This is a genomic window from Thermococcus sp. (genome assembly GCF_027052235.1).
GTDB lineage: Archaea > Methanobacteriota_B > Thermococci > Thermococcales > Thermococcaceae > Thermococcus.
In genome coordinates, this window is sequence record NZ_JALUFF010000063.1 from 37863 (window position 1) to 59726 (window position 21864).

36 protein-coding genes and 1 tRNA gene are annotated in these 21864 nt (G+C 54.7%); 2 read left to right on the forward strand and 35 right to left on the reverse strand.

Annotated features, from left to right (window positions below):
* Positions 1 to 28 precede the first annotated feature (28 nt).
* The 34 genes from MVC73_RS08085 to MVC73_RS08250 form a co-directional block, all read right to left on the reverse strand.
* Entirely contained in the window at positions 29 to 742 is a 714-nt protein-coding gene (locus MVC73_RS08085) for an SDR family NAD(P)-dependent oxidoreductase (RefSeq protein WP_297509441.1), read from the reverse strand.
* Positions 743 to 798: 56 nt separating this feature from the next.
* Positions 799 to 1050 carry a 50S ribosomal protein L14e gene (locus MVC73_RS08090; RefSeq protein ID WP_297509444.1) on the reverse strand — a complete coding sequence of 84 codons (252 nt, stop codon included), beginning with the start codon at positions 1048 to 1050 and terminating at the stop codon, positions 799 to 801.
* The gene (gene cmk / locus MVC73_RS08095) at positions 1051 to 1647 is read right to left on the reverse strand and encodes a (d)CMP kinase (protein WP_297509447.1); all 597 of its coding nucleotides are present in this window, start codon (positions 1645 to 1647) and stop codon (positions 1051 to 1053) included.
* 10 nt (positions 1648 to 1657) lie between these two features.
* Positions 1658 to 1930 carry a 50S ribosomal protein L34e gene (locus MVC73_RS08100; protein WP_297509450.1) on the reverse strand — a complete coding sequence of 91 codons (273 nt, stop codon included), beginning with the start codon at positions 1928 to 1930 and terminating at the stop codon, positions 1658 to 1660.
* 41 nt (positions 1931 to 1971) lie between these two features.
* Positions 1972 to 2496 (reverse strand): DUF106 domain-containing protein, encoded by a 525-nt coding sequence (locus tag MVC73_RS08105; RefSeq protein ID WP_297509453.1) that lies wholly within the window; start codon positions 2494 to 2496, stop codon positions 1972 to 1974.
* Positions 2489 to 3079, reverse strand: a complete 591-nt coding sequence (locus MVC73_RS08110; protein ID WP_297509456.1) for an adenylate kinase — start codon at positions 3077 to 3079, stop codon at positions 2489 to 2491. The genes MVC73_RS08105 and MVC73_RS08110 overlap by 8 nt, the downstream gene beginning before the upstream one ends.
* Positions 3080 to 3151: 72 nt before the next feature.
* Positions 3152 to 4603, reverse strand: a complete 1452-nt coding sequence (secY, locus tag MVC73_RS08115) for a preprotein translocase subunit SecY (RefSeq protein ID WP_297509459.1) — start codon at positions 4601 to 4603, stop codon at positions 3152 to 3154.
* A 33-nt stretch (positions 4604 to 4636) separates the two neighbouring features.
* A complete protein-coding gene (locus MVC73_RS08120) occupies positions 4637 to 5083 on the reverse strand; it encodes an uL15 family ribosomal protein (protein WP_297509462.1) in 447 nt (148 codons plus the stop codon).
* An 11-nt stretch (positions 5084 to 5094) separates the two neighbouring features.
* Positions 5095 to 5562 carry a 50S ribosomal protein L30 gene (locus MVC73_RS08125; protein WP_297509464.1) on the reverse strand — a complete coding sequence of 156 codons (468 nt, stop codon included), beginning with the start codon at positions 5560 to 5562 and terminating at the stop codon, positions 5095 to 5097.
* 11 nt (positions 5563 to 5573) lie between these two features.
* Positions 5574 to 6278, reverse strand: a complete 705-nt coding sequence (gene rpsE, locus MVC73_RS08130; protein WP_297509467.1) for a 30S ribosomal protein S5 — start codon at positions 6276 to 6278, stop codon at positions 5574 to 5576.
* Positions 6275 to 6880 carry a 50S ribosomal protein L18 gene (locus MVC73_RS08135; RefSeq protein ID WP_297509469.1) on the reverse strand — a complete coding sequence of 202 codons (606 nt, stop codon included), beginning with the start codon at positions 6878 to 6880 and terminating at the stop codon, positions 6275 to 6277. The genes rpsE and MVC73_RS08135 overlap by 4 nt, the downstream gene beginning before the upstream one ends.
* Before the next feature lie 10 nt (positions 6881 to 6890).
* Positions 6891 to 7337 (reverse strand): 50S ribosomal protein L19e, encoded by a 447-nt coding sequence (locus MVC73_RS08140; protein ID WP_297509472.1) that lies wholly within the window; start codon positions 7335 to 7337, stop codon positions 6891 to 6893.
* A 5-nt stretch (positions 7338 to 7342) separates the two neighbouring features.
* Complete coding sequence (locus MVC73_RS08145; protein ID WP_297509475.1) at positions 7343 to 7726, reverse strand: 50S ribosomal protein L32e; 384 nt, start codon at positions 7724 to 7726, stop codon at positions 7343 to 7345.
* Positions 7727 to 7741: 15 nt separating this feature from the next.
* Entirely contained in the window at positions 7742 to 8296 is a 555-nt protein-coding gene (locus MVC73_RS08150) for a 50S ribosomal protein L6 (protein WP_297509478.1), read from the reverse strand.
* Positions 8297 to 8306: 10 nt separating this feature from the next.
* Positions 8307 to 8699, reverse strand: a complete 393-nt coding sequence (locus tag MVC73_RS08155) for a 30S ribosomal protein S8 (protein WP_297509481.1) — start codon at positions 8697 to 8699, stop codon at positions 8307 to 8309.
* 11 nt (positions 8700 to 8710) lie between these two features.
* Positions 8711 to 8881: a 30S ribosomal protein S14 gene (locus MVC73_RS08160; RefSeq protein WP_297509484.1), complete on the reverse strand. Its 171-nt coding sequence runs from the start codon at positions 8879 to 8881 to the stop codon at positions 8711 to 8713.
* Position 8882: 1 nt separating this feature from the next.
* A complete protein-coding gene (locus MVC73_RS08165) occupies positions 8883 to 9434 on the reverse strand; it encodes a 50S ribosomal protein L5 (RefSeq protein ID WP_297509487.1) in 552 nt (183 codons plus the stop codon).
* A gap of 11 nt (positions 9435 to 9445) precedes the next feature.
* On the reverse strand, positions 9446 to 10177 hold the full coding sequence (locus MVC73_RS08170; protein WP_297509613.1) for a 30S ribosomal protein S4e: 732 nt from the start codon (positions 10175 to 10177) through the stop codon (positions 9446 to 9448).
* Positions 10177 to 10542, reverse strand: a complete 366-nt coding sequence (gene rplX / locus MVC73_RS08175; RefSeq protein ID WP_297509489.1) for a 50S ribosomal protein L24 — start codon at positions 10540 to 10542, stop codon at positions 10177 to 10179. Before rplX ends, MVC73_RS08170 begins: the two co-directional genes overlap by 1 nt.
* A gap of 10 nt (positions 10543 to 10552) precedes the next feature.
* Positions 10553 to 10978, reverse strand: a complete 426-nt coding sequence (locus MVC73_RS08180; protein WP_297509492.1) for a 50S ribosomal protein L14 — start codon at positions 10976 to 10978, stop codon at positions 10553 to 10555.
* A 1-nt stretch (position 10979) separates the two neighbouring features.
* Positions 10980 to 11324, reverse strand: coding sequence for a 30S ribosomal protein S17 (locus tag MVC73_RS08185; protein ID WP_297509495.1), 345 nt, complete (start codon positions 11322 to 11324; stop codon positions 10980 to 10982).
* Positions 11321 to 11698: a ribonuclease P protein component 1 gene (locus MVC73_RS08190; protein ID WP_297509497.1), complete on the reverse strand. Its 378-nt coding sequence runs from the start codon at positions 11696 to 11698 to the stop codon at positions 11321 to 11323. Before MVC73_RS08190 ends, MVC73_RS08185 begins: the two co-directional genes overlap by 4 nt.
* Positions 11584 to 11850, reverse strand: coding sequence for a stress response translation initiation inhibitor YciH (gene yciH, locus MVC73_RS08195; protein WP_206205113.1), 267 nt, complete (start codon positions 11848 to 11850; stop codon positions 11584 to 11586). The genes MVC73_RS08190 and yciH overlap by 115 nt, the downstream gene beginning before the upstream one ends.
* Positions 11851 to 11886: 36 nt before the next feature.
* Positions 11887 to 12090, reverse strand: a complete 204-nt coding sequence (rpmC, locus tag MVC73_RS08200) for a 50S ribosomal protein L29 (protein WP_297509500.1) — start codon at positions 12088 to 12090, stop codon at positions 11887 to 11889.
* The gene (locus tag MVC73_RS08205; protein WP_297509503.1) at positions 12077 to 12706 is read right to left on the reverse strand and encodes a 30S ribosomal protein S3; all 630 of its coding nucleotides are present in this window, start codon (positions 12704 to 12706) and stop codon (positions 12077 to 12079) included. The genes rpmC and MVC73_RS08205 overlap by 14 nt, the downstream gene beginning before the upstream one ends.
* A 4-nt stretch (positions 12707 to 12710) precedes the next feature.
* Positions 12711 to 13181 (reverse strand): 50S ribosomal protein L22, encoded by a 471-nt coding sequence (gene rplV, locus MVC73_RS08210; RefSeq protein ID WP_297509505.1) that lies wholly within the window; start codon positions 13179 to 13181, stop codon positions 12711 to 12713.
* A 10-nt stretch (positions 13182 to 13191) separates the two neighbouring features.
* Positions 13192 to 13593: a 30S ribosomal protein S19 gene (locus tag MVC73_RS08215; RefSeq protein WP_297509617.1), complete on the reverse strand. Its 402-nt coding sequence runs from the start codon at positions 13591 to 13593 to the stop codon at positions 13192 to 13194.
* A 2-nt stretch (positions 13594 to 13595) separates the two neighbouring features.
* Positions 13596 to 14315: a 50S ribosomal protein L2 gene (locus MVC73_RS08220; RefSeq protein WP_297509508.1), complete on the reverse strand. Its 720-nt coding sequence runs from the start codon at positions 14313 to 14315 to the stop codon at positions 13596 to 13598.
* 11 nt (positions 14316 to 14326) lie between these two features.
* A complete protein-coding gene (locus MVC73_RS08225) occupies positions 14327 to 14587 on the reverse strand; it encodes a 50S ribosomal protein L23 (RefSeq protein WP_297509620.1) in 261 nt (86 codons plus the stop codon).
* A gap of 5 nt (positions 14588 to 14592) precedes the next feature.
* Positions 14593 to 15360: a 50S ribosomal protein L4 gene (gene rpl4p / locus MVC73_RS08230; protein WP_297509510.1), complete on the reverse strand. Its 768-nt coding sequence runs from the start codon at positions 15358 to 15360 to the stop codon at positions 14593 to 14595.
* A 10-nt stretch (positions 15361 to 15370) separates the two neighbouring features.
* Complete coding sequence (locus MVC73_RS08235; protein WP_297509513.1) at positions 15371 to 16414, reverse strand: 50S ribosomal protein L3; 1044 nt, start codon at positions 16412 to 16414, stop codon at positions 15371 to 15373.
* Position 16415: 1 nt separating this feature from the next.
* A complete protein-coding gene (locus MVC73_RS08240) occupies positions 16416 to 17183 on the reverse strand; it encodes a putative RNA uridine N3 methyltransferase (protein ID WP_297509516.1) in 768 nt (255 codons plus the stop codon).
* 214 nt (positions 17184 to 17397) lie between these two features.
* Positions 17398 to 17474, reverse strand: a tRNA-Thr gene (locus tag MVC73_RS08245).
* 25 nt (positions 17475 to 17499) lie between these two features.
* Positions 17500 to 18096 (reverse strand): RNA ligase partner protein, encoded by a 597-nt coding sequence (locus MVC73_RS08250; RefSeq protein ID WP_297509622.1) that lies wholly within the window; start codon positions 18094 to 18096, stop codon positions 17500 to 17502.
* Between the two features lie 51 nt (positions 18097 to 18147).
* Between MVC73_RS08250 and MVC73_RS08255 the strand changes: the two genes are divergently transcribed.
* Both MVC73_RS08255 and MVC73_RS08260 read left to right on the forward strand, forming a co-directional pair.
* Entirely contained in the window at positions 18148 to 19356 is a 1209-nt protein-coding gene (locus MVC73_RS08255) for a hypothetical protein (protein WP_297509519.1), read from the forward strand.
* 41 nt (positions 19357 to 19397) lie between these two features.
* The gene (locus MVC73_RS08260) at positions 19398 to 19574 is read left to right on the forward strand and encodes a class III signal peptide-containing protein (RefSeq protein WP_366938951.1); all 177 of its coding nucleotides are present in this window, start codon (positions 19398 to 19400) and stop codon (positions 19572 to 19574) included.
* Here the strand turns inward: MVC73_RS08260 and MVC73_RS08265 are convergent, their stop codons facing one another.
* Positions 19575 to 21863, reverse strand: a complete 2289-nt coding sequence (locus tag MVC73_RS08265) for a TRAP transporter fused permease subunit (RefSeq protein WP_297509522.1) — start codon at positions 21861 to 21863, stop codon at positions 19575 to 19577.
* Position 21864 lies beyond the last annotated feature (1 nt).

Consider the following 21864-nt stretch of genomic DNA (forward strand, 5'->3'; position numbering starts at 1 on the left):
ATTCCTGACACTGCTTATAAACCTGAGCTTAATACTTGAACCTGTAGGTAAATGCAGGCCAGCCCGGGAGATACTTCAGGAGTTTTAGGTAGCCCGGTACGAAGACCTCGCTTTTTCCGGCCTCAAGACCTTTGACTATGGCCCTGGCAACTTTTTCTGGCCCTATTGAGCCCCTGGGAACTTTTCCATCCCAGAAATCGGTTTTGACCTGCTTTGGATAGACGCGCATTACGCTGATTCCCAGCTTCCCGAGTTCTCCAGCGAGGTTCAGGGCCATACTGTGGAGGGCAGCCTTGGAGGCGCAGTAGGAGGGTAGCTCAGGGGCGTTGACAAAGGCCACACCACTTATAACGAAAACAACAGTGGAGCCTTGGCCCATAAAGGGAAGGAGTTCCCTTGTGAGAATAACGGGAAATAGGGCATTGAGCTTGAAGACACCCTCAAGTTCCTCCGGGGAGTGCTTGATGAGAGGCTTTCTAAGCCCATAGCCAGCGTTGTTCACGAGCACGTCGAGCCTCTCGATGCCAAGGTCCCTCAACCCCTCGGCAACCTTCTCTGAAGAACCTTGCCTGAGGAGGTCGGCAACCAAAAACTCAAACCTCTCGCCGAGCTTATTCTTCATTTCCTTAAGCTTTTCCAGATTTCTGGCAACGCCAACAACAAAGTAACCCTCTCTGAGGAGAGCCACAGCAAGTTCCCTGCCAATGCCACCGGTGACTCCCGTAACGAGAGCAATCTTCATGGAACCACCTGAGAAAAAGTCCTTTCAAAACATAGGATAGAAGAGGCCAAAAGGCCTCACTCAAGGCTGATTCCAGCCTGCTCAAGGGCCTGCCTTATCTCATCGTCTGAGGCGCCCCTTGGGATGTTTATCTTCTCCGGAAGGGGCTCAAGGTGCTTGATGTTCATCCTCCTGCGCTTGACCTTGTTGAGGCCAGCACCGGTAACGAGGACGAAGTTCCTGTCTATTATGTCGGCAACGACTACCTTCTGACCGGCCCTCCTTCCGGCAATAACAACGGCAATCCTTCCAACGTCTATAGCAGGCATTCATCCCACCTCCTTCTTTTTTTCGTTGCCCGGGTATCTACCCGACCCCGCGTCGCCGTCGGGGTAAAGGTGGTCGATGGCGGCCTTCACAATCGCGAAGACCCCATCGGGACCCCATTTCGCGGTGTTTATGATCAAATCATAAATCGACTTGTCCTCGATGTCGATGCCGTAGAGGTTTAAATACCTTTTCCTGTTCCCCTTCTCCCTCTCGGCTATCTCAATGAAGGCCCGCTCAACGGAGATGCCCTCTCTCCTCGCGACCCTCTTGGCGCGCTCCATTATTGGAGCGTCGAGCCAGATTTTTAGATCGGCGTTCTTGACCATCCAACCGGCGAGACGGCCCTCAATAACAACGTTACACTCCTTGGCTGCCTCGACCTGCCTCCTGTCAACCTCTCTGTCTATCTCCGGGTGGAGTTCCGCATATTTCTGGAACTCCTCAAGGGTCATACCCATTTCCTTGGCCATCTGGCGGAAGATTAGACCAGCGTAGATGTGCTTGAAGCCATAGTGCCTAGCTAGGTTCCGGCAGAGGGTCGTTGTCCCGGACCCGGCAAGGCCACTGACGGTTATTACGAGGCAGCCCTTCGGCATGGGGACACCTTCAGAGGGCTATGCCGGCCCTTACCTGGGCCTTCATGACCTTTCTCATACAGCTCGGGCAGAGGTTCGGGTAGGGCCTCTCAGGCCTCTTCTTGGTTTTGGGGAGCTTCCTGAGTTCGCTCGGCCTTCCGCGCGGGACACCGTTGAGGGGCCTGCCACAGAGGGCGCAGTGGGCTATCCTCGGCTTCCTCCTCTCAAAGTGTATGACCGTCCTTCCGCCCGGAGTGCGGACGTACTTCCTCCTCCATGACCTTGACCTGTACATCGGCTTCATGCTCTCACCTCGCAACCCCTTTTAGCGGAGCGTTTTTAAATTTATCCCATGTCGAGGAGCTTTCTCAGTATCATACCGACCGCATAGCTCGTGAGGAAGTACCAGCCAAGGTAGCCGAGCTGATCAGGTGGCAGGTTGGAATGATACATCTTGTGGAACCAGTCGAAGAGGAAGAAGTTGAAGGGTAACTTTGCTATGCCCACTTCAACGTACCACCGCCTGAGCCACCCGAAGAACACCCAGAACAGGGGCAGTGTGATCAGCATTGGAATCATAGTCTGCTTCATAACCTCGCTCTGCATCTTCATAAGTTCCATCTGCTTCTGCTGAACCTTGCGGAGCTTCTTCTCGTCCCCACTCTTCTGAGCCTCACGCATTTCCTTCTGGAGCTCCTTGCTGAGCTTCTGTATCTTCTTCTGCTTTTCCACGTCGGTGAAGAAGTAGTATATCAGCGTGTAGAAACCGCCGATTATTGCTCCCGCTACCGTTATCACCCATATCGGGTGGTACTTCATGATAAAGGGTCCGAACAGGACGTCAAGGAAGTGGTATATCGCCTCACTCATACTCTCCCACCGCCAGATCAAGTACTTTTACAAGCTCATTAACGGCCTCCTCAAGACCCTTATCCTCGTGGTTCTCGATTATCTTCACGAGGGCGTTTGAGTGCATGGCGTAGCTTATCGCCGCGGCCCTGTTGAGATCCTGATGCCTCTCAATCTGCTCCTCAGTCTCGACATCCCTGTCCCTTTTGAGGTCACGGAGGCGTCTTCCGAGGATCTCACTTGGGGTGGCCTCGATGATGACTATGAAGTTTGGGTTTATAACCTCGATGACCTCCCTGGGAAAGCCGAGGAGATACCCAACGGGGGTCTTTATTGTGGCGTGGGTATCGAGTAGCACGGGCTCCTTGCGGGCTATCTCCACAATCCTCTGGGCCGCTTTGAGCTGTAACTCCTTCTGGGTTCTAGGTTCGAGCTTCCTCATCTCGTCTCTGTGCTTGACGAGGCCGGCCTTAACCGCCTCCTCGAACATGAGGTCACCGAAGTTAACGAGCCTGAACTTGGCCCTCGTCCTCTTAAGGGCAATTCTGGTGATGGTGCTCTTTCCGACTCCAGGAATACCGGTGATCATCACTACGAACGGCATGAGCCTCACCCAGGGGGGGGTTCTGCAAGGATAATAAAAAAGCGGACTTAAAAGGTTTTGCAAAAAAGGAAATCACTTCGTGAAGAACTTTCTCAGGGCCGGGAACATCTCGGTCGCCTGCTCCCTCGCTATTTCCTCGTAGAACCTGTAGAGTATACCGACTGTAAGCAGTATTCCCGTTCCAGTACCAAGCGCCCCGAGGAAGTCGGCTAGTACTGCCACCACTGCCAGCGTAAAGGAGCCCCAGAAGGTAACGTAGGGTATGTACCTCTGGAGAACCCTCTCAAGGATCCTCGGATCCCTCCTAAAGCCGGGTATCTGGAGGCCCGCCTGCTGGAGCTGTCTGGCTATGCTTCTGGCATCGAGACCCGTCAGCTCAACCCAGAGGAAACCGAAGATCAGCGACCAGAATATCGTCTGGAGGGCATACACAGTGGCCCTTACGGGCTCGTTGATAACATGGAAGATGTCCCTCGGCGGATATAGGTACGTGACGAATCCACTAGCCGGGAAGCCGTTCTTGTCAAAGGTACCGAGCCAAGTTATGCCGTAGTTGGTGAGGAGCCTGGCCCAGAGCTGTATGTTGGCGTATAAGGCCATGGTGAGGATTATCGGAATGTTGCTGACGTACATGAACCTTATTGGATACCTGCCACGGACGGTTACACGGCCGTAGCTAAGGGGTATCTCCACGCGCATGCTTTCGAGGTAGACAACTATGAGGAACACCACTATCGTGCCGGTGAGCTTCACTATGTCCGGCAACGTTGGACCACGGTAAAGTGCACCCATTATGTCACCCTTGAGCAGGTGCTGGATGAAAGCAGGTATGGCGCCGACTATGGCCGGCTGGTTCGTGAGGGGGTCAATGTACTGGTTGCTTGGCACAGGCGCTAGGGACTTGTATATGACCGTCTGGGAAACGCCCGCCGCTATGAAGAGGCTTATACCGCTCCCTATACCCCACTTGCTCACGAGCTCGTCAAGGAGTATCAGGAGGGTCGATGCAAAGCCAAGCTGGAGTATTATGAGGGTTGCAAGACCGAGACCTATGTAGACCACACCGGTGGGGCTGGTAACGGTCTGGAATGCCCCGATTCCACCGTTGACCTTACCGAATGCCCCGGCGAAAACGTAGATAGCGGCCTCGAAGAAGCTCATGAAGACTGCGAAGAGCTTCTGGGTGGCCTGGTAAAAGCGCCTGTCCTCAGGGTTGGAAAGGTCGAGCCTAACTATCTCCGAACCAACGAGGAGCTGCATGATTATACTCGCGGTGACGATAGGGCCTATACCAAGTGTAAGAAGGGAACCGTTTCTACCGGCGAGAACGAAACGTAGCGTTGCGAAGTAATCCTGCACCTTCGAGGGGATTCCGTAAACGGGTATCTCCGCGAGGATGAAGTAGAGGAGCAACACTATGCCCGTCCACATGAACTTTTCCTTGAGGGGAACGTGCCTCTTGGGCCTCTCGACCTCGGGGAAATACCTTTCCAGAGCATAGATTATGTCCCTAGTCTTTCCCATGATTAACACCCGCCAAAAGTTAAATTAAAGGTGTCAGGCGAGGATGACCTCGCCACCGGCTTCCTTGATCTTTTCCTCTGCCTTGGGGGTGACGTAGTAGGCCTTGACGACGAGAGCGCGGGTGAGCTTCCCTGTTCCAAGAACCTTGTCGATGCCGAGCTGTGTCGCGTCGAAGACGAGCTTTCCTTCCTCCTCGTAGATGACGCCCATGTCCTTAAAGAGCTCGAAGTTCTCCTCTATCTCGCTGAGGTTTATAACAGTCGGGGTGTACTGGACAGCCTTGGGCCTGTGGAAGCCCCTCTTGCCAAGGTGGTCGGGGGCGTACTTGATAAGCCAGGTGAACTTCTGGTCCTTCCTCTTGCCCGTTCCTGCCATTCCCTTACCGCCCTTGCTTCCGCCGCCGCGGTGCTTCTTCTTGCAGCCCCATCCGTGAGTGTGACTTCCGCGGAGCTTCCTAACCTTCTTCCTCCTCCTTATCATCTCTCGCCACCTCAGAGCATTCTCTCAATGAGTTCGTTTATCTTCTCACCGCGGTAGCCTAAAGCGCCACCCTCCTTGAAGGAGCGCTTCTTGCTCCCCTTGAGGCCACCCCTCGGCGGGTGGAGCCTGAAGACCGGCTTGAGATTTGGCAAATCTTTGAGCCTCATCTCGCCGTTAACGACTTTCTCGGCGAACTCATCGATGCCTATTCCGAGCTTCTCCCTGACGTACTCCTCGGTAACGGGTCTGTTTCCAATGAGCCTTCCGCGCTTCCTGAGGAGCTTTGCCAGGGTTTCCTTGTCTATCTCGCCCCAGGTTATGTAGTCCTTGACCTTCTGTATCATTCCGCGGTAGCTCGGGTTGTCGTCAACGATTACGAGGTGGTTTATCCTGTGGAGGCGGAGCATAGCTAGAGTATCCCTCACTTCGCCCCTCGCCCTGATACCGCTCCTCAGCCTTATGAGCGCTAACTTGGCCATCTTCTCTCACCTCACAGCTCAAAGCTCTGGGGCATCGCCCTGCCAACGACGATACCGTACTTCTCCTCCATGCCGGGTTGGATGGCAACGCGGTTGGTGTTGTAGAGGGCGTTGAAGACGGCCTTTGCGAAGTTTACTGTCGTTCTAGTCTCACCAAGTGTCTGAGACCAGACGTCCTGCACTCCAGCGAGGCTGAGTATCTTCTTGCCGACGTCACCTATGACGAGGCCGAGACCGCGCGGACCGGGCATGAGCTTGACCCTAACGCTTCCCTCCTTGCCCTCGACGGCGAAGGGTATCGAGTGCGGTCTTCTACAGCGGCATTCCCATGAGCCACATCCGCGCTTGATCTCGATGATGTTCATCTTGGCGTAGTTGATGGCCTTCCTGATGGCTATGCCGACTTCCCTTCCGTGGCCGATTCCGAGGCCCACGTAGCCGTCCCTGTTGCCAACTGCCGCGAGAACGCGGAAGCGAATCCTTCTACCGCTGTCGGTCATTCTCACGGTGAGGGCTATGTCGAGTACCTCTTGGTTCTCCCGGAGGTTGACCTCGGGAAGGAGGACGTCAACTATCTCGGGCTCCTTTATCTGGTAACCCTTCCTGAATATCTCGTGAATGTCCGTTATCTGGCCCTCCTTAACGAGCCTGCCGAGCTTCGTCCTCGGCTCCCACTCCTCAAGAACCCTCTGGGCTATCTCTCTCGGGTCGCTCATTCTCTCGCCCCCTCAAACTTCTCGATTATCTTGCCCTTGACCTCTTCAAAGTGCTCGGGGAGTTTTTCAGGCTCAAGGCCCTTAACAAGGTATCCACCGAACTGCTTCCGGTACAAGCTCTCGTCCTCCTCCTTGAGGGCCCTGGCGTAGTTCGCTATGTGCTCGCCCCTTATCCTGTAGTCCTCCGGGAATATCTCCTCACTGTGCGGGACGTTTAAGCCGGCATCAACCGCTCCCTTGAGGACTGCGAAGATGCTCGAACCCCTCGTCGGCGGGTGGAGGCCTATGTCAAGGATGGCCTCCTCGATGCCGGCCTGCCTTGCCTTGTAACCGATGAGCAGTCCGAGAAGGTAGGCACTCGGGGTGTTCCCGGTGTGTCCCTTCCAGCCGAAGTCCCTGATGAGCTCCCTCGTATGGGCGGAAACGAGTGTCCTGTCACCCTTGGGGTCGTAAACGATTATCTGGGCGATGTGGTGGTTGAGGCTCTTCCTAACAACGAGCCTCGGCTTCTTGCTCTTGAGGAGCCTGAGCCTCTTGTGGTAGTTGGTCTTGCCCTCTCTCCTCCTCCTGAACGGAACCCTATACCTAGGTCCTCTCGCCATCTATCTCACCTCACTCCTTTAAGATACCGTGCTCCTGCATGAACAGGTAGAGCTGCCTCTTGTTCTTGAACTGACCGCCCTTGGCACGGATGTAGAGCCTCCTGTAGGTGTGGGCATCGAGCTTCCCTTCGGCCTTGAGCTTTCTAAGTTCTTTCCTCAGAGCCCTTATGGTCATCATCCAGCGCTCCTTCTTGCCCATCCTAGCGGTTTTCTTACCCTTCCTGCTTCCAGGACCGCGGTGACGGCCCTTCTTCCTAGCCTCGTGGAAGGCCCTGGCACGGGCCCTGCTCTGGCCCTTTATCGGCTTCTTCTTGATGACGCCCTCGTGGATGAGCCTTTTCACGTCCTCACGGGTTATTGCCGAGGCAACATCGTCAATTCTCTCGGGGTCTATCCATATCCTGTTCTCACCGCACTTCAACAGCTCGGCGGCAATCCTTCTCTGCATCTTGAGCATGAGCCTCACCTCGCGTTGAGAACTTTAATCCCGAGCTCCTTAGCCCTTGCAACGATAAGCTCCCTCTTCTTTGCACCAACGGTTCTCGCTATCCTCGCTGCCTGCCTTGTGGGGTCTATGGCTTCGAGCTCCTTCACGTTGTGAACGAGGACTTCCTCGTAACCGCTCGGGTGAAGTCCCCTGACTGCCCTGGGAGAGCTCCAGCCTATGCTGGGTGAGCGGGGCTTGCCCTTCTTCTTGAGCCTCATCTTGCTGTCAATTCCCTTTGGCCTTCTCCACTTGGGGTCGTTCTTGAACTTGGGGAACCTCCACCACTCCTGGCGGAGGAACCTCGGCTTCTTCCTCTTGAGCTTGGCCCTTATCCTCAGGAGTCTCGCCTTCTCGTTCATCCCTCACACCTCACTTCAGAACTTAATCGGCTTGCCTGCCTTCTCAACTATGTAAATCCCATCCTGGAAGACGCGCCTGTCCCACTTGGTTATCCTCGTCGCCTGCTCGATGTTCGCAGCGGTCTGACCTACAGCCTCCTTGTCTATGCCCTCGACCGTTATCTCCTGACCGCGAACTTTGACTGTGACTCCCGGGAGTATCTTGGCCCTCCTCGGGTTCTTCTCGCCGAGGAAGTTCTCTATGACCACCTCGTCTCCCTGAACCTTGACGGTCATCGGGAAGTGGCTGTAAACGACCTTGAGCTTGTATGTGAAGCCCTCGGTAACGCCCTTGATCATGTTGGCTATGTGGGCCTTGAAGGTCCTGACTATGGCGACATCCTTTCTCCTCGGGAACTCCTTGTAAACTACAACCTTACCGTCTTCGGTGAATATCTGAACGCCCGGATAGCTGAACTCCCTCTCAAGCTCTCCCTTCGGCCCCTTGACCTTGACCGTATTACCTTCAACGGTGACCTCGACTCCCTCTGGTATCTCAACTTCCTCACGAATCCACGCGTCTATCGGCATCGCTCTCACCTCAGTAGACGTAGGCTATCAGCCTTCCGCCAATGCCCTTCTCACGGGCCTCCTTGTGGGTCATAACTCCCTGGGAGGTCGAGACTATTAGGATACCGAACTCAAACGCTGGAAGGAACCTCTTTTCCCAGCTCTCGTAGTCCCTCGCCTTGACGGGGAAGCGGGGTTTTATTGCACCGGCCTTGTTTATCTTGCCTATGAGCTGAACCCTGTAGATGCCGGCCCTTCCGTCGTCGATGAACTCGAACTCGCCTATGTAGCCGTTCTCCTGCATGACTCTCAGCACTTCGCCGATGAGCTTTGAGGCGGGCTTTATGTAGACTTCCTTCTTGCCAACCCTCTCGCTGTTGGTTATGTGTGAGAGCGCGTTCGCCAGCGGATCAAGCAAAGTCATCTTCACTCACCTCACTCATACTTCTTGAAGCCGAGTTTTGGGGCGACCTCACGGAAGCAATGCCTGCAGAGCATAAGGCCGTGTATCCTGATGACAGGGCCGTACTGACCGCAACGCATGCACCTTCTCGCGCCCTTACCAAACTTTCTCGGCTTCCTCTTGTTGTAGTCAGCCTTCGCCATCTCACAATCCCTCCACCTTGGCGTTGAGCTCCTCAATCGCGAATACGATACCTTCCTCCTTCGTCAGCTTGTGCCTGTTCGGTATCTTCCTCCTCTGCCTCTTCCTCTTCGCTATCCTGAAGCCCGGTCTCTCAAGGGTCACGCAGACGTCCATACCGAAGATTCCTATCTCCGGGTCGTACTCAACGCCCGGGATGTTTATGTGCTCCTGGATTCCAAAGCAGAAGTTTCCGTGCTCGTCGAAGTTGCCGACGCTGAGCTTCCTGTCAACTGCTTCCAAAAGCCTGTCGAGCATTTTGTAGGCCTTCTCACCGCGGAGGGTGACCTTCACCGCTATCGGCTCGCCGCGCCTTATGCCAAAGTCCCTGTTGGTCTGCTTTGCGCGCCTCCTTATCGGCTTCTGGCCAACGAGTCCTTCGAGCATCTTCTCGGCTTTGGTAAGCCTCTCACCGCTCTCGCCAACTCCTATGTTTATGGTGACCTTCGCTATCCTCGGCTTCCTCATCGGGTGAGCTTCCCAGTCCGCTAGGATAGCCTCTCTGTTTATCTGCATCTCATCTCACCTCACGGCAGGGAAATCTCGGGCTTCTCCTTTCCAACGACGAAGGCGTACTCCTTCAGGGTATCGAAGAGCTCACCGTTCTCGTCCTTGATGGTGACGACGTCCGGCCAGCCCATCGGGAACTGCCTGACCTCGACAATCCTGCCCTTCCTTGCAACGTTCTTACCCTGGGTAACGAAGACGTAGGCGCCGACCTCAAAGGGAAGCACCTTGATGATCTGCCTTTCGGGAACCTGCATTATGACGGTGTAGGATGTTCTGTAGGCGTCCTTCTCAACAAGGCTCACGAGGTGGTTGCTTCCGTCGTGGAGGTTGAGCTGAACCTTTGCCCCCTTGACCATGCGCTTGTTGTTTATTCTGAAGGGCTTAATCTTGGCCTCTTCCTCGCTTATCGGGTGGAGTATGAGCTTTCCTATCCTGTTCGGGAGAACCCTGTAGTGCTCGCCGGTCTCTGGTATCGAGATGACGTCCATTATGCCAACCGGGAAGCGGTAGTCCTTCCTAACGCGACCGTCAACGAGAACCTTGCCCTCATTGAGTATCTTCCTGGCCTCACGGGCGGTCTTTGCGTAGCCGAGGTAGTCCCTGACGATGTAGAGCAGAGGAATTGATGTCTTCATGTTGTGCGGTCCCGGGCTCGGGCGGACGGCCCACTTGTGGGCCTTCCTAGGGATGTACCAAGCCGTGGGAGCGGCAAGCCTCTTAAGATGCCTCTTTGGGCCCTTTCTCGCCATCACTCAGCCCTCCTCTTAATTATCTTCTCCCTTCTCTCATCCTCAAGGTTGAGCTCCACAATCATGACGTTCGACGGGTGAACCGGGTAGAACACCTCGGTTCCGTCGGTCTTCTTCTGGGTGACGCCCTCAACGTATATCCTGTACCTCTTGAGGTCGACCTCAGCGACCTTTCCTTCCTTCCCCCTGAAGTCACCGCGCATGATCCTGACCTTGTCCCCAACCCTGATTGGGAGGTTCCTAACTCCGTACTTCTCCCTCAGGTCCTTGCTGAGGGTTGCGCTCATTATCTTGCCCCTCAGGTGAAGGGGAGCGTTGTAGAGGAACCTCCTCTGCTTTCTCGGCTGTCTCGTGTTCAACTCCATCTCTCTCACCTCACAACACTATGCTCGCTATGCTTCCGAGCCTGACCCACCTTTCAGCTGCTTCTCTAGCAATGGCACCCCTGATCTCGGTTCCCCTCGGAACACCCTCGGGGGTAACTATAGCTGCCGCGTTGTCCTCAAACTTGACGCGCATGCCGTCGAGCCTCCTGTATTCTTTCCTCTGCCTGACGATGACGGCCCTAACTACCTGATGCCTGATGTCGGGCCTTCCCTTCTTGACGGTAGCTATGACCATGTCGCCAACGCCCGCGCTTGCGAGCCTCCTCCTCGTCCCCTTGTAGCCGACGACACCTATAATCTGGATTACCTTGGCTCCGCTGTTGTCGGCAACCTTGAGGTAGGCCCCAACGGGCAAAGCACGGGTGGGCCTGACGGGGCTAATTCCCCTGGTTGCACCGGCACCCTTCTTGGCCATTTCACACTCCCTCCCTGTGCTCGGCTCTCTTGGTTACCGCGACGACAACCCAGCTCTTGGTCTTGCTTATCGGTCTGGTCTCCGCTATGAGAACGCGGTCGCCAACCTTGGCGTTGATGCACTCGGGGTTGTGGGCGTGTATCTTGCTCCTCCTGAGCTCATAACGCTCGTACTTTTTGAGGTAGTGGTAGTACTGTCTCTCAACGACTACGGTCTTCTTGCCCTTGTCGCTGACGACTACACCCTCAAAGTACCTGCCGTGTATCTTGAGGTTCCCGTGCCAGGGGCACCTGGGGTCGTTACAAACCTCAGAGGGAGGCTGAACCTTCAATCCTATCTCTCTCATTTCCGCCACCTCTTTTTCAATCTCATCTCGGGCCTGCCGATTAGTTCGCGACCGTTAATCCTAATCTTCTCATCGCCGAGGTCAAACTCTATCTCGACCACATCCTTCGGGACAATCCACACCCTCTCCCCACCTATCACGAGGGTGTTCCTAGTCTCGTCGAGGACGTAGCCCTCGATGCCGACCAGCTCTGGATGAGATGCCCTTATAATCTTTGCTTTCAGTCCAATGAGCTCGTGCCAGATTATGTTTTTTGCCGTCACTCGACCTCTATGAGCTCCTCTGAAAATCCAAGGTCTGCCAGCAACTTCTTGATACGGTCTCTGTGGTCTCCCTGGAGCTCTATCCGTCCTTTCTTTACCGTTCCGCCGCATGCCAGCTTCGCCTTCAGTTTCTTTGCTATGTCCTCAAGGTCGAACTCTTTCTCGTCTATGCCCTCGATTATGGTCTTAAGCTTTCCGTAACGGGCCCTCTCAATGTAGACCCTAATCCTCTGCTGTTCCTTCAGCACTTCCTTAAAGAGCATCTCATCCAGAGGGTTCACAATCCTCGGCACCTAACCTCACCCTTTTTTCTCCCTAAGCTTTTCATTCCTTATGGTAAGCAGGCGCGCTATGTCGCGCCTAAGATTGCGGATGACCATGGGATTCTCCATGGAGGCCCCCATGGTGAGCACACCACGCTCCTTGGCAAGCTCAAGGCGGAGCTCCCTTATCTTCTTGTCGATCTCCTCGATGGTCATGTCCCTAATCTCACTGGGCTTCATTTCCGCTCACCTCTTCCTCGACTATCTCCTTGACCTCAATCTCATCCGGAAGCTTGGCCTCGGGCGGCATTATGGCGACCTTGACACCTATGACACCGAGCTTGAGCAGAGCTTGAGCATAGCCCTTGCTGACGAGGGTTTCGGCCGGGTTTCCGACCTTGGCGAGGTAACCCTGGTAGAAGCGGACGCTCTTGGCCCTCTCGCCGGTGAGCTTCCCGCTCAGGCGAATCTCGACACCGCGAGCACCGTTCCTCATGATGGCTCTGATCGCTGAATAGGCAGCTCTCCTGAAGTGTATACCCCTCTCAAGGGCCTGAGCCAAGCGAACCGCCTGAACCTTGGCGTTGAGGTAGGGGTTCTTGATCTCCTCGACTTCGATCTGGGGGTTCTCAAGTCCGAACTTCCTCTCAAGGGTCCTGGTAAGTTCTCTTATCCTCCTTCCGCCCCTTCCAATGACGTAGCCGGGGCTTGCAGCGAAGATTATCACCTTTGTTCCGAGGGGGGTCTTCTTTATGTCGAGCCCACCGTAGCCGGCTCTTCTGAGTTCCTTCTCAAGGTACTCGTCGATGAGCATCTCCTTAACGCCTTCCCTGATGAAGTATCTCTCGATCGCCAAAGTCTCACCTCCTAATCTCCTCGACGACTATCTCTATGTGGGTTGTTTCTTCGTTGAAGGGGGTTGCCCTACCGAATGCCCTTGGGATGTATCCCCTGAGGACAGGGCCCCTGTGGGCAGCGGCATGGATTATCTTGAGCCTGTCAACGTCAAGGCCCTTCTGCTCCGCGTTGTTCTTGGCGTTGAGGAGTATTTTCTTGACGGCTTTTGCCACCTTGACCGGATACCTTCCGGGACCGAAGCCCTTGCCCGGCTTGTGTCCCTGGCTGTCGTTGAAGCGCCTCATTGGAACGGGCCTCTTCTTTGCTATGACGTCATCGAGGTACTTGAGGGCGTCGTTGAGCATCATTCCCCTGATTTCCCTGAGCAGTTCAACGCTGTGCTTTGGCGAAATCCTTAAGTCCCTTCCGCTCGCCCTCGCCATCCTGTCGGGGTCAAAATTTTGGAATGAGTAGGAAAACCTGCCCCTGCTCATCTAAACCACCTCACTTGATTGCCACGAACATCGACGACCTGGTTGCTCCAACACCCGGTGAACCGTGCTGAACGACCTTCCTCGTCATGGCGAACTCTCCGAGATAGTGACCTATCATTTCAGGCTTTATTTCCACCGGGACGAACTCCTTGCCGTTGTGGACGTGGATTGTCATGCCAACCATCTCTGGCAAGATAACCATGTCCCTGCTGTGGGTTCTTATGGGCTTCTTGTACTTGCCCTTCTTGGCGAGCCTTATCTTCCTGAGGAGCTTCTTCTGCTCCGGGGAAAGGCCCCTCTTTAGGCTCCTCCTCTGCCTGCTCGGGAGGAGCTTGGCGAACTCCTCCAGTGACATGTTGAGAAGCTCATCGAGGGTGTAACCTCTATACCTGAACTCCTTCTTTCTCGCCATCTTCACTTCCTCCTACCGGTTCTTCTCGCGGCTATGTGACCGACCTTCCTTCCGGGTGGGGCTCTTCTAGAGACTGTTGAAGGCCTTCCAATGTGGTGCTCCTTACCACCGTGCGGGTGGTTGACGGCGTTCATCTTGACGCCCCTCGGCTTCGGCCAGAACCTGTTTCTGGCCTTGGCTATGTAGTAGGCCTTACCGGCCTTGACGATCGGCTTCTCAAGCCTTCCACCGCCAGCGACAACACCTATCGTTGCCCTGCACTCGGGTTTGAACTGCTTCAGCTCACCGCTCGGGAGCTGGACGATGACCTTTCCCCTCTCCCTGCTGACGACGAGGGCGTAGGTTCCTCCAGCCCTAACGTACTTTCCGCCGTCTCCAGGAATGCCCTCGATGTTGTAGACGTAGGTTCCCTCCGGTATCTTCGCCAGCGGAAGGGTGTTGCCTATGGCTATAGGAGCCTCAGGCCCTATGTAGACCTCCTGGCCAACGAGAACCCCTTCTGGGGCTAGGATGAGCTTTTCTGTGCCGTCCTCGAACTTTACCCTTGCAACCGGGGCAGTCCTCCCCGGGTCGTGGAGTATCTCGACGACCTCACCGCGGAGGGTTTTCTCCTTCGTGACGTTAAGTGGGACGTACTTCACGGCACCCCTGTAGCGGTGGGAGGGTGCCCTAAAGGTCGTGCTTCCCTTACCCCTCCTCTGCTGGATGAGACTCTTTCCCATCTCACATCACCTCAGAACAATCCCAACCTTGCCGCTATCTCACTCGCGTCGTATTCGGGCTTGAGCTTGACGTAGGCCTTCTTCTCACCCTTCATTGTGATCAGCGTGTTCACCTTCTCGACCTTGACGTTGAACATCTCTTCCACGGCCCTCTTGATGTCTGCCTTGGTTGCCCTCCTGTCAACTATGAAGGTGAGCTTGTTCTCCCTCTCTATCAGGGAGACGGCCTTCTCGGTGACGAGGGGCCTTATGATGACCTTATACGGATCCATTTCCATCACCCGTAAATCTCCCTAAGCCTCTCTATCGCTCCCTTTGTCCATATGGTCAGCCTTCCCGGGTGCGTTCCGGGGGCAAGGAGCTCAACGCCGAGGTTGTCAACGGTAACCACATCGACACCCGGGTGGTTTCTCGCTCCCTGGACGATTCCCTCGTTCTTGGCAACGACTATGAGCGGACCCTTGGCCTTCTTGTAGCGCCTTCCGCGCATCTTACCCTTTCCGGCCCTTATCTTGGTGTTCCTCTTTGCCCTCTCGATGTCGTCCCAGACGCCGAGCTTCTTGAATATCTCCCTGGTCTGGGCGGTCTTGAAGACCTTCTCAAGGTCGTCAACTACAACGAGGGGAAACGCCGGAACGTTGTCTATAACGTGCCCCCTGGCCTTGACGAGGTCTGGATTAGCTGTTGCAGCTATGGCGCTCATTATAGCCAACCTGCGCTCCTTCTTGTTGATGTCCTCCCAGATTATCTTCTCGACCTTCGGCGGGTGGGTTCTCCTGCCTCCCCTCGCGAAGGGAACGAATGCTGCGAACCTCGGTGAGGTCTTTATCCTCTCAACCCTCGCCATGCCGTGGCCCTTTCCGATGTTCTCGGTGACGCGCCTCTTGCCGGCGTACGGGCTCCTTCCCTGAGGCTGTATTCTGTGCGTCCATGAAGCGATTACAGCCCTCCTTATGAGGTCCGGCCTGTAAGGTGTGCTGAAGACCTTGGGGAGCTCTATCTCCTCCACCGGCTCACCTTCGAGATTAAAGACCTTAACCTTCATTCATCTCACCTCACTGCTTGGACTCCCTACTGACGTAGGTTATCTGTGGCCTCTCAACGGGCGGTCTCTTCTTGGGTGGCCTTATGGCCGGCCTAACCCTGATTATTCTCTTGAAGGAACCGGGAACGCTTCCCTCAATCATAAGGAAGTCGCTCCTTACGATGCCGTAGTGCGGGAAGCCACCCTTCGGGGTGATCTCTATCTCGTGCTTCTCGTCGAGCTTGAGCTTGCCGTTCTCACCGATGGCGATGAGCCTCTTGTTGAACTCGGTCCTGTGGTGGAAGCCCATCTGACCTGCCTGCGGAACGGTCCACATAACCCTGGCCGGATGCCAGGGACCGAGGTTGCCGATGTGCCTGCCCTTTCCAGCACGCTGGGCCTTGTGGAACTGAACCTTGACGCCCCAGCGCTTAACCGGGCCCTGGGTTCCCTTGCCCTTGGTGACGGCTATGACATCGAGGAGCTCACCCTCGTGGAGAACCTCGCTAGCGCGGAGCTCCTTGCCGATCTTCTCTTTGGCGTAGGCAAACTTCGCTTTAACGTCGTCGCCACCGATGGCGTACTCCATTACCTCAGGCTTCTTCTTGAGCTTGACGAGCCAGGGCTGGGTGTGGACGAGGAGCCTTATGTCCACTATCTCGCCGTCGTTGACGAGGTCCTCAAGCTGACCGAGCTTGGCGTTGAATGCATCTTCGCCATACTCCTTGGGCAGGGTCTTTATGCGCCTCTTGACGTACTTGTTGAGGTCGTAGAACCAGACCTCGGTCGCTGTTTCGAGGCCAAGGTAGCCCTGCTTGTAGGCCCTTATCCCGTAAACGAAGAGTGGCGGAACCTCGACTATCGTAACGGGCACGAATATCTCCTTGCCCTTCGTGAGTCCGGGGCTGTCGTCTATCATGAGGATGTGGGTCATTCCGGCCTTGTAGCCTGCAAAGCCCAGCATCCTGACCTCACTGTCCTGTGGCCACTTCTTGATTCTCGGGACTATGCTCCTAGCCCTCTTCCTCGGGGAGTAGGCGAGTGAACCTCTCCTTGGTCTGTGAACCTTTCCCATCTCAATCCCTCCTCATGAGATTAAATATCGCGAGAGTTGCCAGTAGTGCCTCCTCGGTGCGGACGGTTTTGGTCCGCTGGTTCGGGATCGTGTTCAGCACGAGGTCGAACTCGTACTTCTCCTCCAGCAACTCCATAACGCCCCTCCTCGGCGAGCCGAACACGAACCCGACCTCACCCTCAAGGGGCGGGATTTTAGCGTGCCTCACATCGCGACCCTTCCTTGAGGTCGCGATGACCAAGTCCAGCTCGGCCTTTTTAAGTGTTTTTGCCAGCGGTTTCCCACTCAGGTGAACCCTGTATCCCCAGTATTCTTCCGGTTTCGCTGGTATTACCCTTAATGGCCTCACCGAGATAATCTTGAAGGTTGCGCGCCCCCTCACGTTCCCCTCCACCAGAGCGAGCTCATCGAACCCTATATCAGCGTAGATTCTCTTCCCCTTTCTGAAAGCGAAGCCCTCGCGGATTTCCCCAACCCTGGGCTTTCCCTTGAGCTTGTGGTGTGGTGTCCTCAGCGGGGGGACGACGCCGATGTATTTGAGCTCGGGCAGGAGAGGGAACAGCCGCTTCCTGAGATACTGGGGTGTTTCCATGTATTCAAGCACGGTTTTTATGAACCTGCCGTCCCTACCGCCGGCCCGGTATATCCATACGTGCTCGACGCCGAAGATTGCACAGGCCCTAGCTATTTGTCCAACCTTGTAGGTTCTTATCTTGGGGTCATCGGTCTCCTCAAGGAGTGAATCTGGAATGAAGACGTGCCAGGCCATTTTCCTTCATCCTGCCCCCACTGTCTCCCCTAAGCTGAAGGGAGCTTGTGAGGACTATTTAAAAGGCTTTCGAACCTTTCCACCTTTTTTCGGACCCAGAAGTGTGAAACTTTTTTGCAAAGAAAGGTGATAAGAGACCAAAGGTAATGAACTTCCGAAAGGCAGATGAAACAAGCGCGTCAAAACAGATTCAAGTCGAAGGAGTCCGTGAGAATGGAGCCCCGGGCGGGGTTTGAACCCGCGACCTGCCGCTTACCAAGCGGCCGCTCCACCAGGCTGAGCCACCGGGGCGCCGATGATACGATGCCCCCAGCGTTTATAAATTTTTCTCTCCAAGCTTTGCAACGAGTCCCTCAAGCACTTCCCTGAAGGTCGAGGCGTCTATCCACCTAATTCCCATCTTTTGAGCCCACGTGAGTATTCCCACATCCGCCGAGACTATTGTCGCGTCGAGTTCCATTGCCAGAAGGATGAGCTCGAAGTCCTCTTTGCTGTCCACTATACCCTCCCTCAACGCCTTGCGGTAGTTTCTCCTGAGCTTCTGGATTATCTTGTCAACGTTGTCCGTCTCGATGACGCTCTCGCGGACGGCCTTCTCGGCAACGCGAAGACCCTTATCAATCCTTCTCCTTATGTCGTCTATGAGCTCGTAGACAACGAAGGCGGGAATTTTCAGCTCGTGGACGTTGGGTGGCTTCTTTATGATGTACAGCTCTATTGCCGGCCTCAAATCCTCGTCCTCGACGAAGTGCATGACCTCCCTGTATATTCCGGGGGGCATGTAAAACTCCACCTTTCCAAAGAGCTTCTCCGCGTAGCCCAGAAAAACCCTCATCGCCTCCGTTGGGCTATCACCGAAGTCGCGCCTTATGTCGGGGTTGACGAAGATGCTCGTGTCGAGGACGAACTTCATGGGCACCACAACCTTATTTAGGCAGGTCTCTTTAAAACGTTAGGTGGTCTGATGAAGGTCGGAGTTGTCTTCGGGATAAGCGAGCTTGCTGACGAGAGGGCCTTTGCCGGAAGGGTCTCCGAGTTCATAGAGGTTCTCTCCAGGGAGTTTGACGTCGTTGGGGGTTTCGTCCTCAAGGTCAGGGAAGACTTCAAGAGAACCAAGGAGGAGGTGAACTTCAACGAGGTCGATGCAATAGTGCTTTATCCCCTCACCGGTGGAACCGAGGGAGTTTTGAAGGAGTTCGCGGTCTTCAGGCGTCCCACCGTCGTCTTCGGCGACCCCTACAACAACTCCCTAGCTGCTGGAATAGAGATAAGGGAGTACCTCAGGGACAGGCTCGTTCCCTCAACCCTCGTGAAGGATTACGATGAGCTCAAGGCATCACTCCTCGCCTATGAAGACATGAAGGAGACCCTCGACAAGTTCCTCAAGGCGAGGATAGGACTGATAGGCAGGGTCTCCCCCTGGCTTGTGAACGAGAGGTTTGAGATGCCCTACACCCACATAAGCCTCAAGAAGTTCTACGAATACTATGACAACGTTGGCGATGAGGAGGGCTGGGAAGCAGTTAGAGGAGTCGTCGAGAATGCCGAGGAAATCGTGGAGCCGGAGAGAGAGGCGCTCGTCAAGGCGGGGAGAATTTACCTGGCCATAAGGAGAATTCTGGAGGACTACCGGCTGGAGGGATTCACAATAGGTTGCTTTGACCTGATAGGAAAGCTTGGAGCAACCCCCTGCCTGGCGCTGGCGATGTTCAACGCCGAGGGGATTCCAGCGGCATGTGAGGGGGAGCTCAACTCCCTGCTGGGAATGGTCGTGATCAGGAAGTTCTTCGGAAAGCCAGCCTTTATGGGAAACATCGCCGACTTTGGGGAGGACTACATAATCCTCGCCCACTGCACCGCTCCCCTTCTGTGGAGATACCGCCTGAGGAGCCACTTCGAGAGCGGACTCGGAGTGGGCGTTGAAGCCAAGCTCCCCACGGGTAAGGGAGCTCTCTTCAAAATAAGGGGTAGAAGAGCGGTTGTTGGGGGAGTTGAAGTCCAAGACAACGAGCACTCCGAGAACAGGTGCAGGACGCAGGTAGTTCTTAGGATAGAAGACGCCCCGGATTTCATAGACGGAACTCTGGGGAACCACCACCTACTTGCTTACATCGACCCCGAGGAGCTGGCCGACCTGCTGAGCGAACTCGGCTTTGAGGTCATGCTCTACTGACCAAATGGTTATAACCCGAAACACTCATTTCATAACCGGGGATGAAGATGAGGCGGGCCCAAGCCGCCGTTGAATACCTCTTTATGATAGCCCTCGCACTCGTGATGGTTCTTATTGCCATAAGACTAGTCATGAGAACCGTGAAGACCGCAACTCAAACGATAAACCAAACTAGCGAAGAACTTATAGAAACCTTGCAAAACATGATGGAAGGGTAGTCAGGCGGGTGTTGCCCGCCGTCCCCCAACAAAATAGCCGGCCAAAAGAAGCACCAGCCCAAGGCCGACTATAACCACGTTCAGTGTCGCGGCCGCAAATGCCGTTACTATGAGAGCTATTCTGTACACCTTGTTCAGGTGTCCCCTGAGCCAACCGGTAAAGCCCACTGAAAGCATGTAAAGAACCAGTATCGTAGCGCCGAGGTCGTATAACACTAGGCCAGCAGTGTGGAGGTTCCAGTGCTTAACTGTTATCAGAAACATCTCGGGATGTGTGAAGTAAATATAAGGCCCTATGTAACCAGCCACAGCATAGCGGACGGCGTTGAGGGCTGTTTTCCAGAAGTCACCCCCGGCCAAGGCTGAACCTGCGTAGCTGGCGAGTGCGACTGGTGGGGTTATATCGGCCAGTATTCCGAAGTAGAAGACGAAGAAGTGGGCTGCCAAGAGAGCGATAACGGTCCCAAAGCCCGGAACAGGCTGGTCATAGGGAGCCAAGTTGCTTACCGCCTGATAAATTGCAGGGGCCATGACAAGGGAGGTTATGATATAGTTTGCGGTTGTTGGAACCCCCATCCCAAGGATGAGGCTAAATACCATCGTCACCACTAGGAGTAACCAGAGGTTTCCTCCGGTCAGGTCAGCCAAGCGATAACCCAGGGAATTCGCAAGTCCTGTTATCGTCAGGGAACCCTGAATCAAGCCCGCACTCGCAGCTGCCAGCATGACGGCGGTACTCGTCTTTCCTGCCTCAATCATCGATTCGTATGTTGCGGAGTACATCATTTTGCCATCCGAGGTCTTCGATATTGCCCCGACTACGAGAGAGAACACTATCCCGAATATTCCCGTCATAAAGAGCAGGTTCTCCTTGCTCACCCCTATTGCTTGGTTGAGAGCTATGAAGAGCAGGAAGAGCAGACTTATGTAGAGCTTCTCGTTGAATGCAACGCCCTTTCTGACGAGGGCCAGCGCCACGAGTATGAGGGACAGACCAACCAGGGCCTGCCAGCCGTAGCCGAGGAACATAAGTGTAGTCCCTATGAGAACCGTTGCCACGTAGAGTGCCTCATTACCACTTATCTCATCCTTTGAGACCCACGCAACCCATATTGCCACGCCAAGCGAGGATATTGCCGATATGTGGGCTGGGATTCCCCAGACGAGGGCAACCGTTATGACGACTATTGGAAGGAGAATGTAGCTCTTCCTTATGAAGTAGCCAAGCGGTTTAAAGTGCTCCCTTGGCATTCCTTTAAGTCCAAGTCTTTTGGTTTCCCTGTCTATAAAGAGATAGACGCCGGAGTAGTAGACCAAGGCGGGTATTACCGCCGCTATTATTATTTTATTATATGGTATCCCCAAGAACTCGGCCATTATGAAGGCGGCTGCACCCATTATCGGGGGCATCAGCTGACCTCCGGTTGAGGCAACCGGTTCAACGGCACCGGCAATCTCCGGAGGATAACCGGCCCTTTTCATGAGGGGTATCGTGAACGTTCCCGTTGTTAGGACGTTTGCCACACTCGAACCGCTGACGGTCCCCATTAAACCGCTGGCTATAACAGCAGCCTTTGCCGGCCCCCCGGGCCTTGAGCCGAAAAGGGTTATCATGAACTCGGTTATATAGTCGCTTATACCAATCTTAAGAAGGAACGCCCCGAAGAAGATGAAAGCGAAGACGTATATCGTCATGACGTAGAGGGGCGTTGCGAAGATGCCCTCACTCGCCAGATACATATGTTCAGAGAACATCGTCCAATTAAAGCCCGTGTTCCATACAGCGTAGCCCAAAAAGACAAGAACGACAACGGGCAGAACCCAGCCAATAACCCTCCTCGTCCCCTCAAGAACGACTATTATTGCAAGAATTGCAAAGAAAACGTCCCTGGGATAGACCGTTGCATTCTCCGCGTAGCTGGGATACCTAAAGAACAAATAGAACATCGTGAGCAGGCTGAGGAAGATGAAAGTGTAGTCGAGCAGACCAACGTTCTTAAAGCGCTCGGTCTTCCTGAAGGGGTAGAGCATAAAAGCTATTATGAGGATCATGGCCAGAACAAAGGCCTCCCCCTGCTGACTCTGAAGTGTGTAAAGAAGGAAGTGGAGCTTTATTCCGAGTCTTGAGAGCATGTCATAGAGGGCACCGTTGAAATTGAAGATGAACAGGATTTCGTATATTCCAATGAGAACCGCCGCCACCGTTACTACCCTCTCAAGGCTGGGGGGCAACTTCCTCGTTCTGCTTATCACTTCCTCCAGTTTTTCAACATCCGTAGGGTTTTCCATT

Excerpts from the sequence above, each read along its gene's own strand:
- MVC73_RS08085 (WP_297509441.1), bottom strand. The coding sequence starts at position 742 with ATGAAGATTGCTCTCGTTACGGGAGTCACCGGTGGCATTGGCAGGGAA.
- MVC73_RS08090 (WP_297509444.1), bottom strand. The coding sequence starts at position 1,050 with ATGCCTGCTATAGACGTTGGAAGGATTGCCGTTGTTATTGCCGGAAGG.
- cmk (WP_297509447.1), bottom strand. The coding sequence starts at position 1,647 with ATGCCGAAGGGCTGCCTCGTAATAACCGTCAGTGGCCTTGCCGGGTCC.
- MVC73_RS08100 (WP_297509450.1), bottom strand. The coding sequence starts at position 1,930 with ATGAAGCCGATGTACAGGTCAAGGTCATGGAGGAGGAAGTACGTCCGC.
- MVC73_RS08105 (WP_297509453.1), bottom strand. The coding sequence starts at position 2,496 with ATGAGTGAGGCGATATACCACTTCCTTGACGTCCTGTTCGGACCCTTT.
- MVC73_RS08110 (WP_297509456.1), bottom strand. The coding sequence starts at position 3,079 with ATGCCGTTCGTAGTGATGATCACCGGTATTCCTGGAGTCGGAAAGAGC.
- secY (WP_297509459.1), bottom strand. The coding sequence starts at position 4,603 with ATGGGAAAGACTAGGGACATAATCTATGCTCTGGAAAGGTATTTCCCC.
- MVC73_RS08120 (WP_297509462.1), bottom strand. The coding sequence starts at position 5,083 with ATGATAAGGAGGAGGAAGAAGGTTAGGAAGCTCCGCGGAAGTCACACT.
- MVC73_RS08125 (WP_297509464.1), bottom strand. The coding sequence starts at position 5,562 with ATGGCCAAGTTAGCGCTCATAAGGCTGAGGAGCGGTATCAGGGCGAGG.
- rpsE (WP_297509467.1), bottom strand. The coding sequence starts at position 6,278 with ATGAGCGACCCGAGAGAGATAGCCCAGAGGGTTCTTGAGGAGTGGGAG.
- MVC73_RS08135 (WP_297509469.1), bottom strand. The coding sequence starts at position 6,880 with ATGGCGAGAGGACCTAGGTATAGGGTTCCGTTCAGGAGGAGGAGAGAG.
- MVC73_RS08140 (WP_297509472.1), bottom strand. The coding sequence starts at position 7,337 with ATGCTCAAGATGCAGAGAAGGATTGCCGCCGAGCTGTTGAAGTGCGGT.
- MVC73_RS08145 (WP_297509475.1), bottom strand. The coding sequence starts at position 7,726 with ATGAACGAGAAGGCGAGACTCCTGAGGATAAGGGCCAAGCTCAAGAGG.
- MVC73_RS08150 (WP_297509478.1), bottom strand. The coding sequence starts at position 8,296 with ATGCCGATAGACGCGTGGATTCGTGAGGAAGTTGAGATACCAGAGGGA.
- MVC73_RS08155 (WP_297509481.1), bottom strand. The coding sequence starts at position 8,699 with ATGACTTTGCTTGATCCGCTGGCGAACGCGCTCTCACACATAACCAAC.
- MVC73_RS08160 (WP_297509484.1), bottom strand. The coding sequence starts at position 8,881 with ATGGCGAAGGCTGACTACAACAAGAGGAAGCCGAGAAAGTTTGGTAAG.
- MVC73_RS08165 (WP_297509487.1), bottom strand. The coding sequence starts at position 9,434 with ATGCAGATAAACAGAGAGGCTATCCTAGCGGACTGGGAAGCTCACCCG.
- MVC73_RS08170 (WP_297509613.1), bottom strand. The coding sequence starts at position 10,177 with ATGGCGAGAAAGGGCCCAAAGAGGCATCTTAAGAGGCTTGCCGCTCCC.
- rplX (WP_297509489.1), bottom strand. The coding sequence starts at position 10,542 with ATGGAGTTGAACACGAGACAGCCGAGAAAGCAGAGGAGGTTCCTCTAC.
- MVC73_RS08180 (WP_297509492.1), bottom strand. The coding sequence starts at position 10,978 with ATGGCCAAGAAGGGTGCCGGTGCAACCAGGGGAATTAGCCCCGTCAGG.
- MVC73_RS08185 (WP_297509495.1), bottom strand. The coding sequence starts at position 11,324 with ATGAGAGAGATAGGATTGAAGGTTCAGCCTCCCTCTGAGGTTTGTAAC.
- MVC73_RS08190 (WP_297509497.1), bottom strand. The coding sequence starts at position 11,698 with ATGCGGCGGAACGGTAAAGAAAGGACGGATAGAGCTCCAGGGAGACCA.
- yciH (WP_206205113.1), bottom strand. The coding sequence starts at position 11,850 with ATGCTCTTTAAGGAAGTGCTGAAGGAACAGCAGAGGATTAGGGTCTAC.
- rpmC (WP_297509500.1), bottom strand. The coding sequence starts at position 12,090 with ATGAAGCCCAGTGAGATTAGGGACATGACCATCGAGGAGATCGACAAG.
- rplV (WP_297509505.1), bottom strand. The coding sequence starts at position 13,181 with ATGAGCAGGGGCAGGTTTTCCTACTCATTCCAAAATTTTGACCCCGAC.
- MVC73_RS08215 (WP_297509617.1), bottom strand. The coding sequence starts at position 13,593 with ATGGCGAGAAAGAAGGAGTTCAGGTATAGAGGTTACACCCTCGATGAG.
- MVC73_RS08220 (WP_297509508.1), bottom strand. The coding sequence starts at position 14,315 with ATGGGAAAGAGTCTCATCCAGCAGAGGAGGGGTAAGGGAAGCACGACC.
- MVC73_RS08225 (WP_297509620.1), bottom strand. The coding sequence starts at position 14,587 with ATGGATCCGTATAAGGTCATCATAAGGCCCCTCGTCACCGAGAAGGCC.
- rpl4p (WP_297509510.1), bottom strand. The coding sequence starts at position 15,360 with ATGAAGGTTAAGGTCTTTAATCTCGAAGGTGAGCCGGTGGAGGAGATA.
- MVC73_RS08235 (WP_297509513.1), bottom strand. The coding sequence starts at position 16,414 with ATGGGAAAGGTTCACAGACCAAGGAGAGGTTCACTCGCCTACTCCCCG.
- MVC73_RS08240 (WP_297509516.1), bottom strand. The coding sequence starts at position 17,183 with ATGGCCTGGCACGTCTTCATTCCAGATTCACTCCTTGAGGAGACCGAT.
- MVC73_RS08250 (WP_297509622.1), bottom strand. The coding sequence starts at position 18,096 with ATGAAGTTCGTCCTCGACACGAGCATCTTCGTCAACCCCGACATAAGG.
- MVC73_RS08255 (WP_297509519.1), top strand. The coding sequence starts at position 18,148 with ATGAAGGTCGGAGTTGTCTTCGGGATAAGCGAGCTTGCTGACGAGAGG.
- MVC73_RS08260 (WP_366938951.1), top strand. The coding sequence starts at position 19,398 with ATGAAGATGAGGCGGGCCCAAGCCGCCGTTGAATACCTCTTTATGATA.
- MVC73_RS08265 (WP_297509522.1), bottom strand. The coding sequence starts at position 21,863 with ATGGAAAACCCTACGGATGTTGAAAAACTGGAGGAAGTGATAAGCAGA.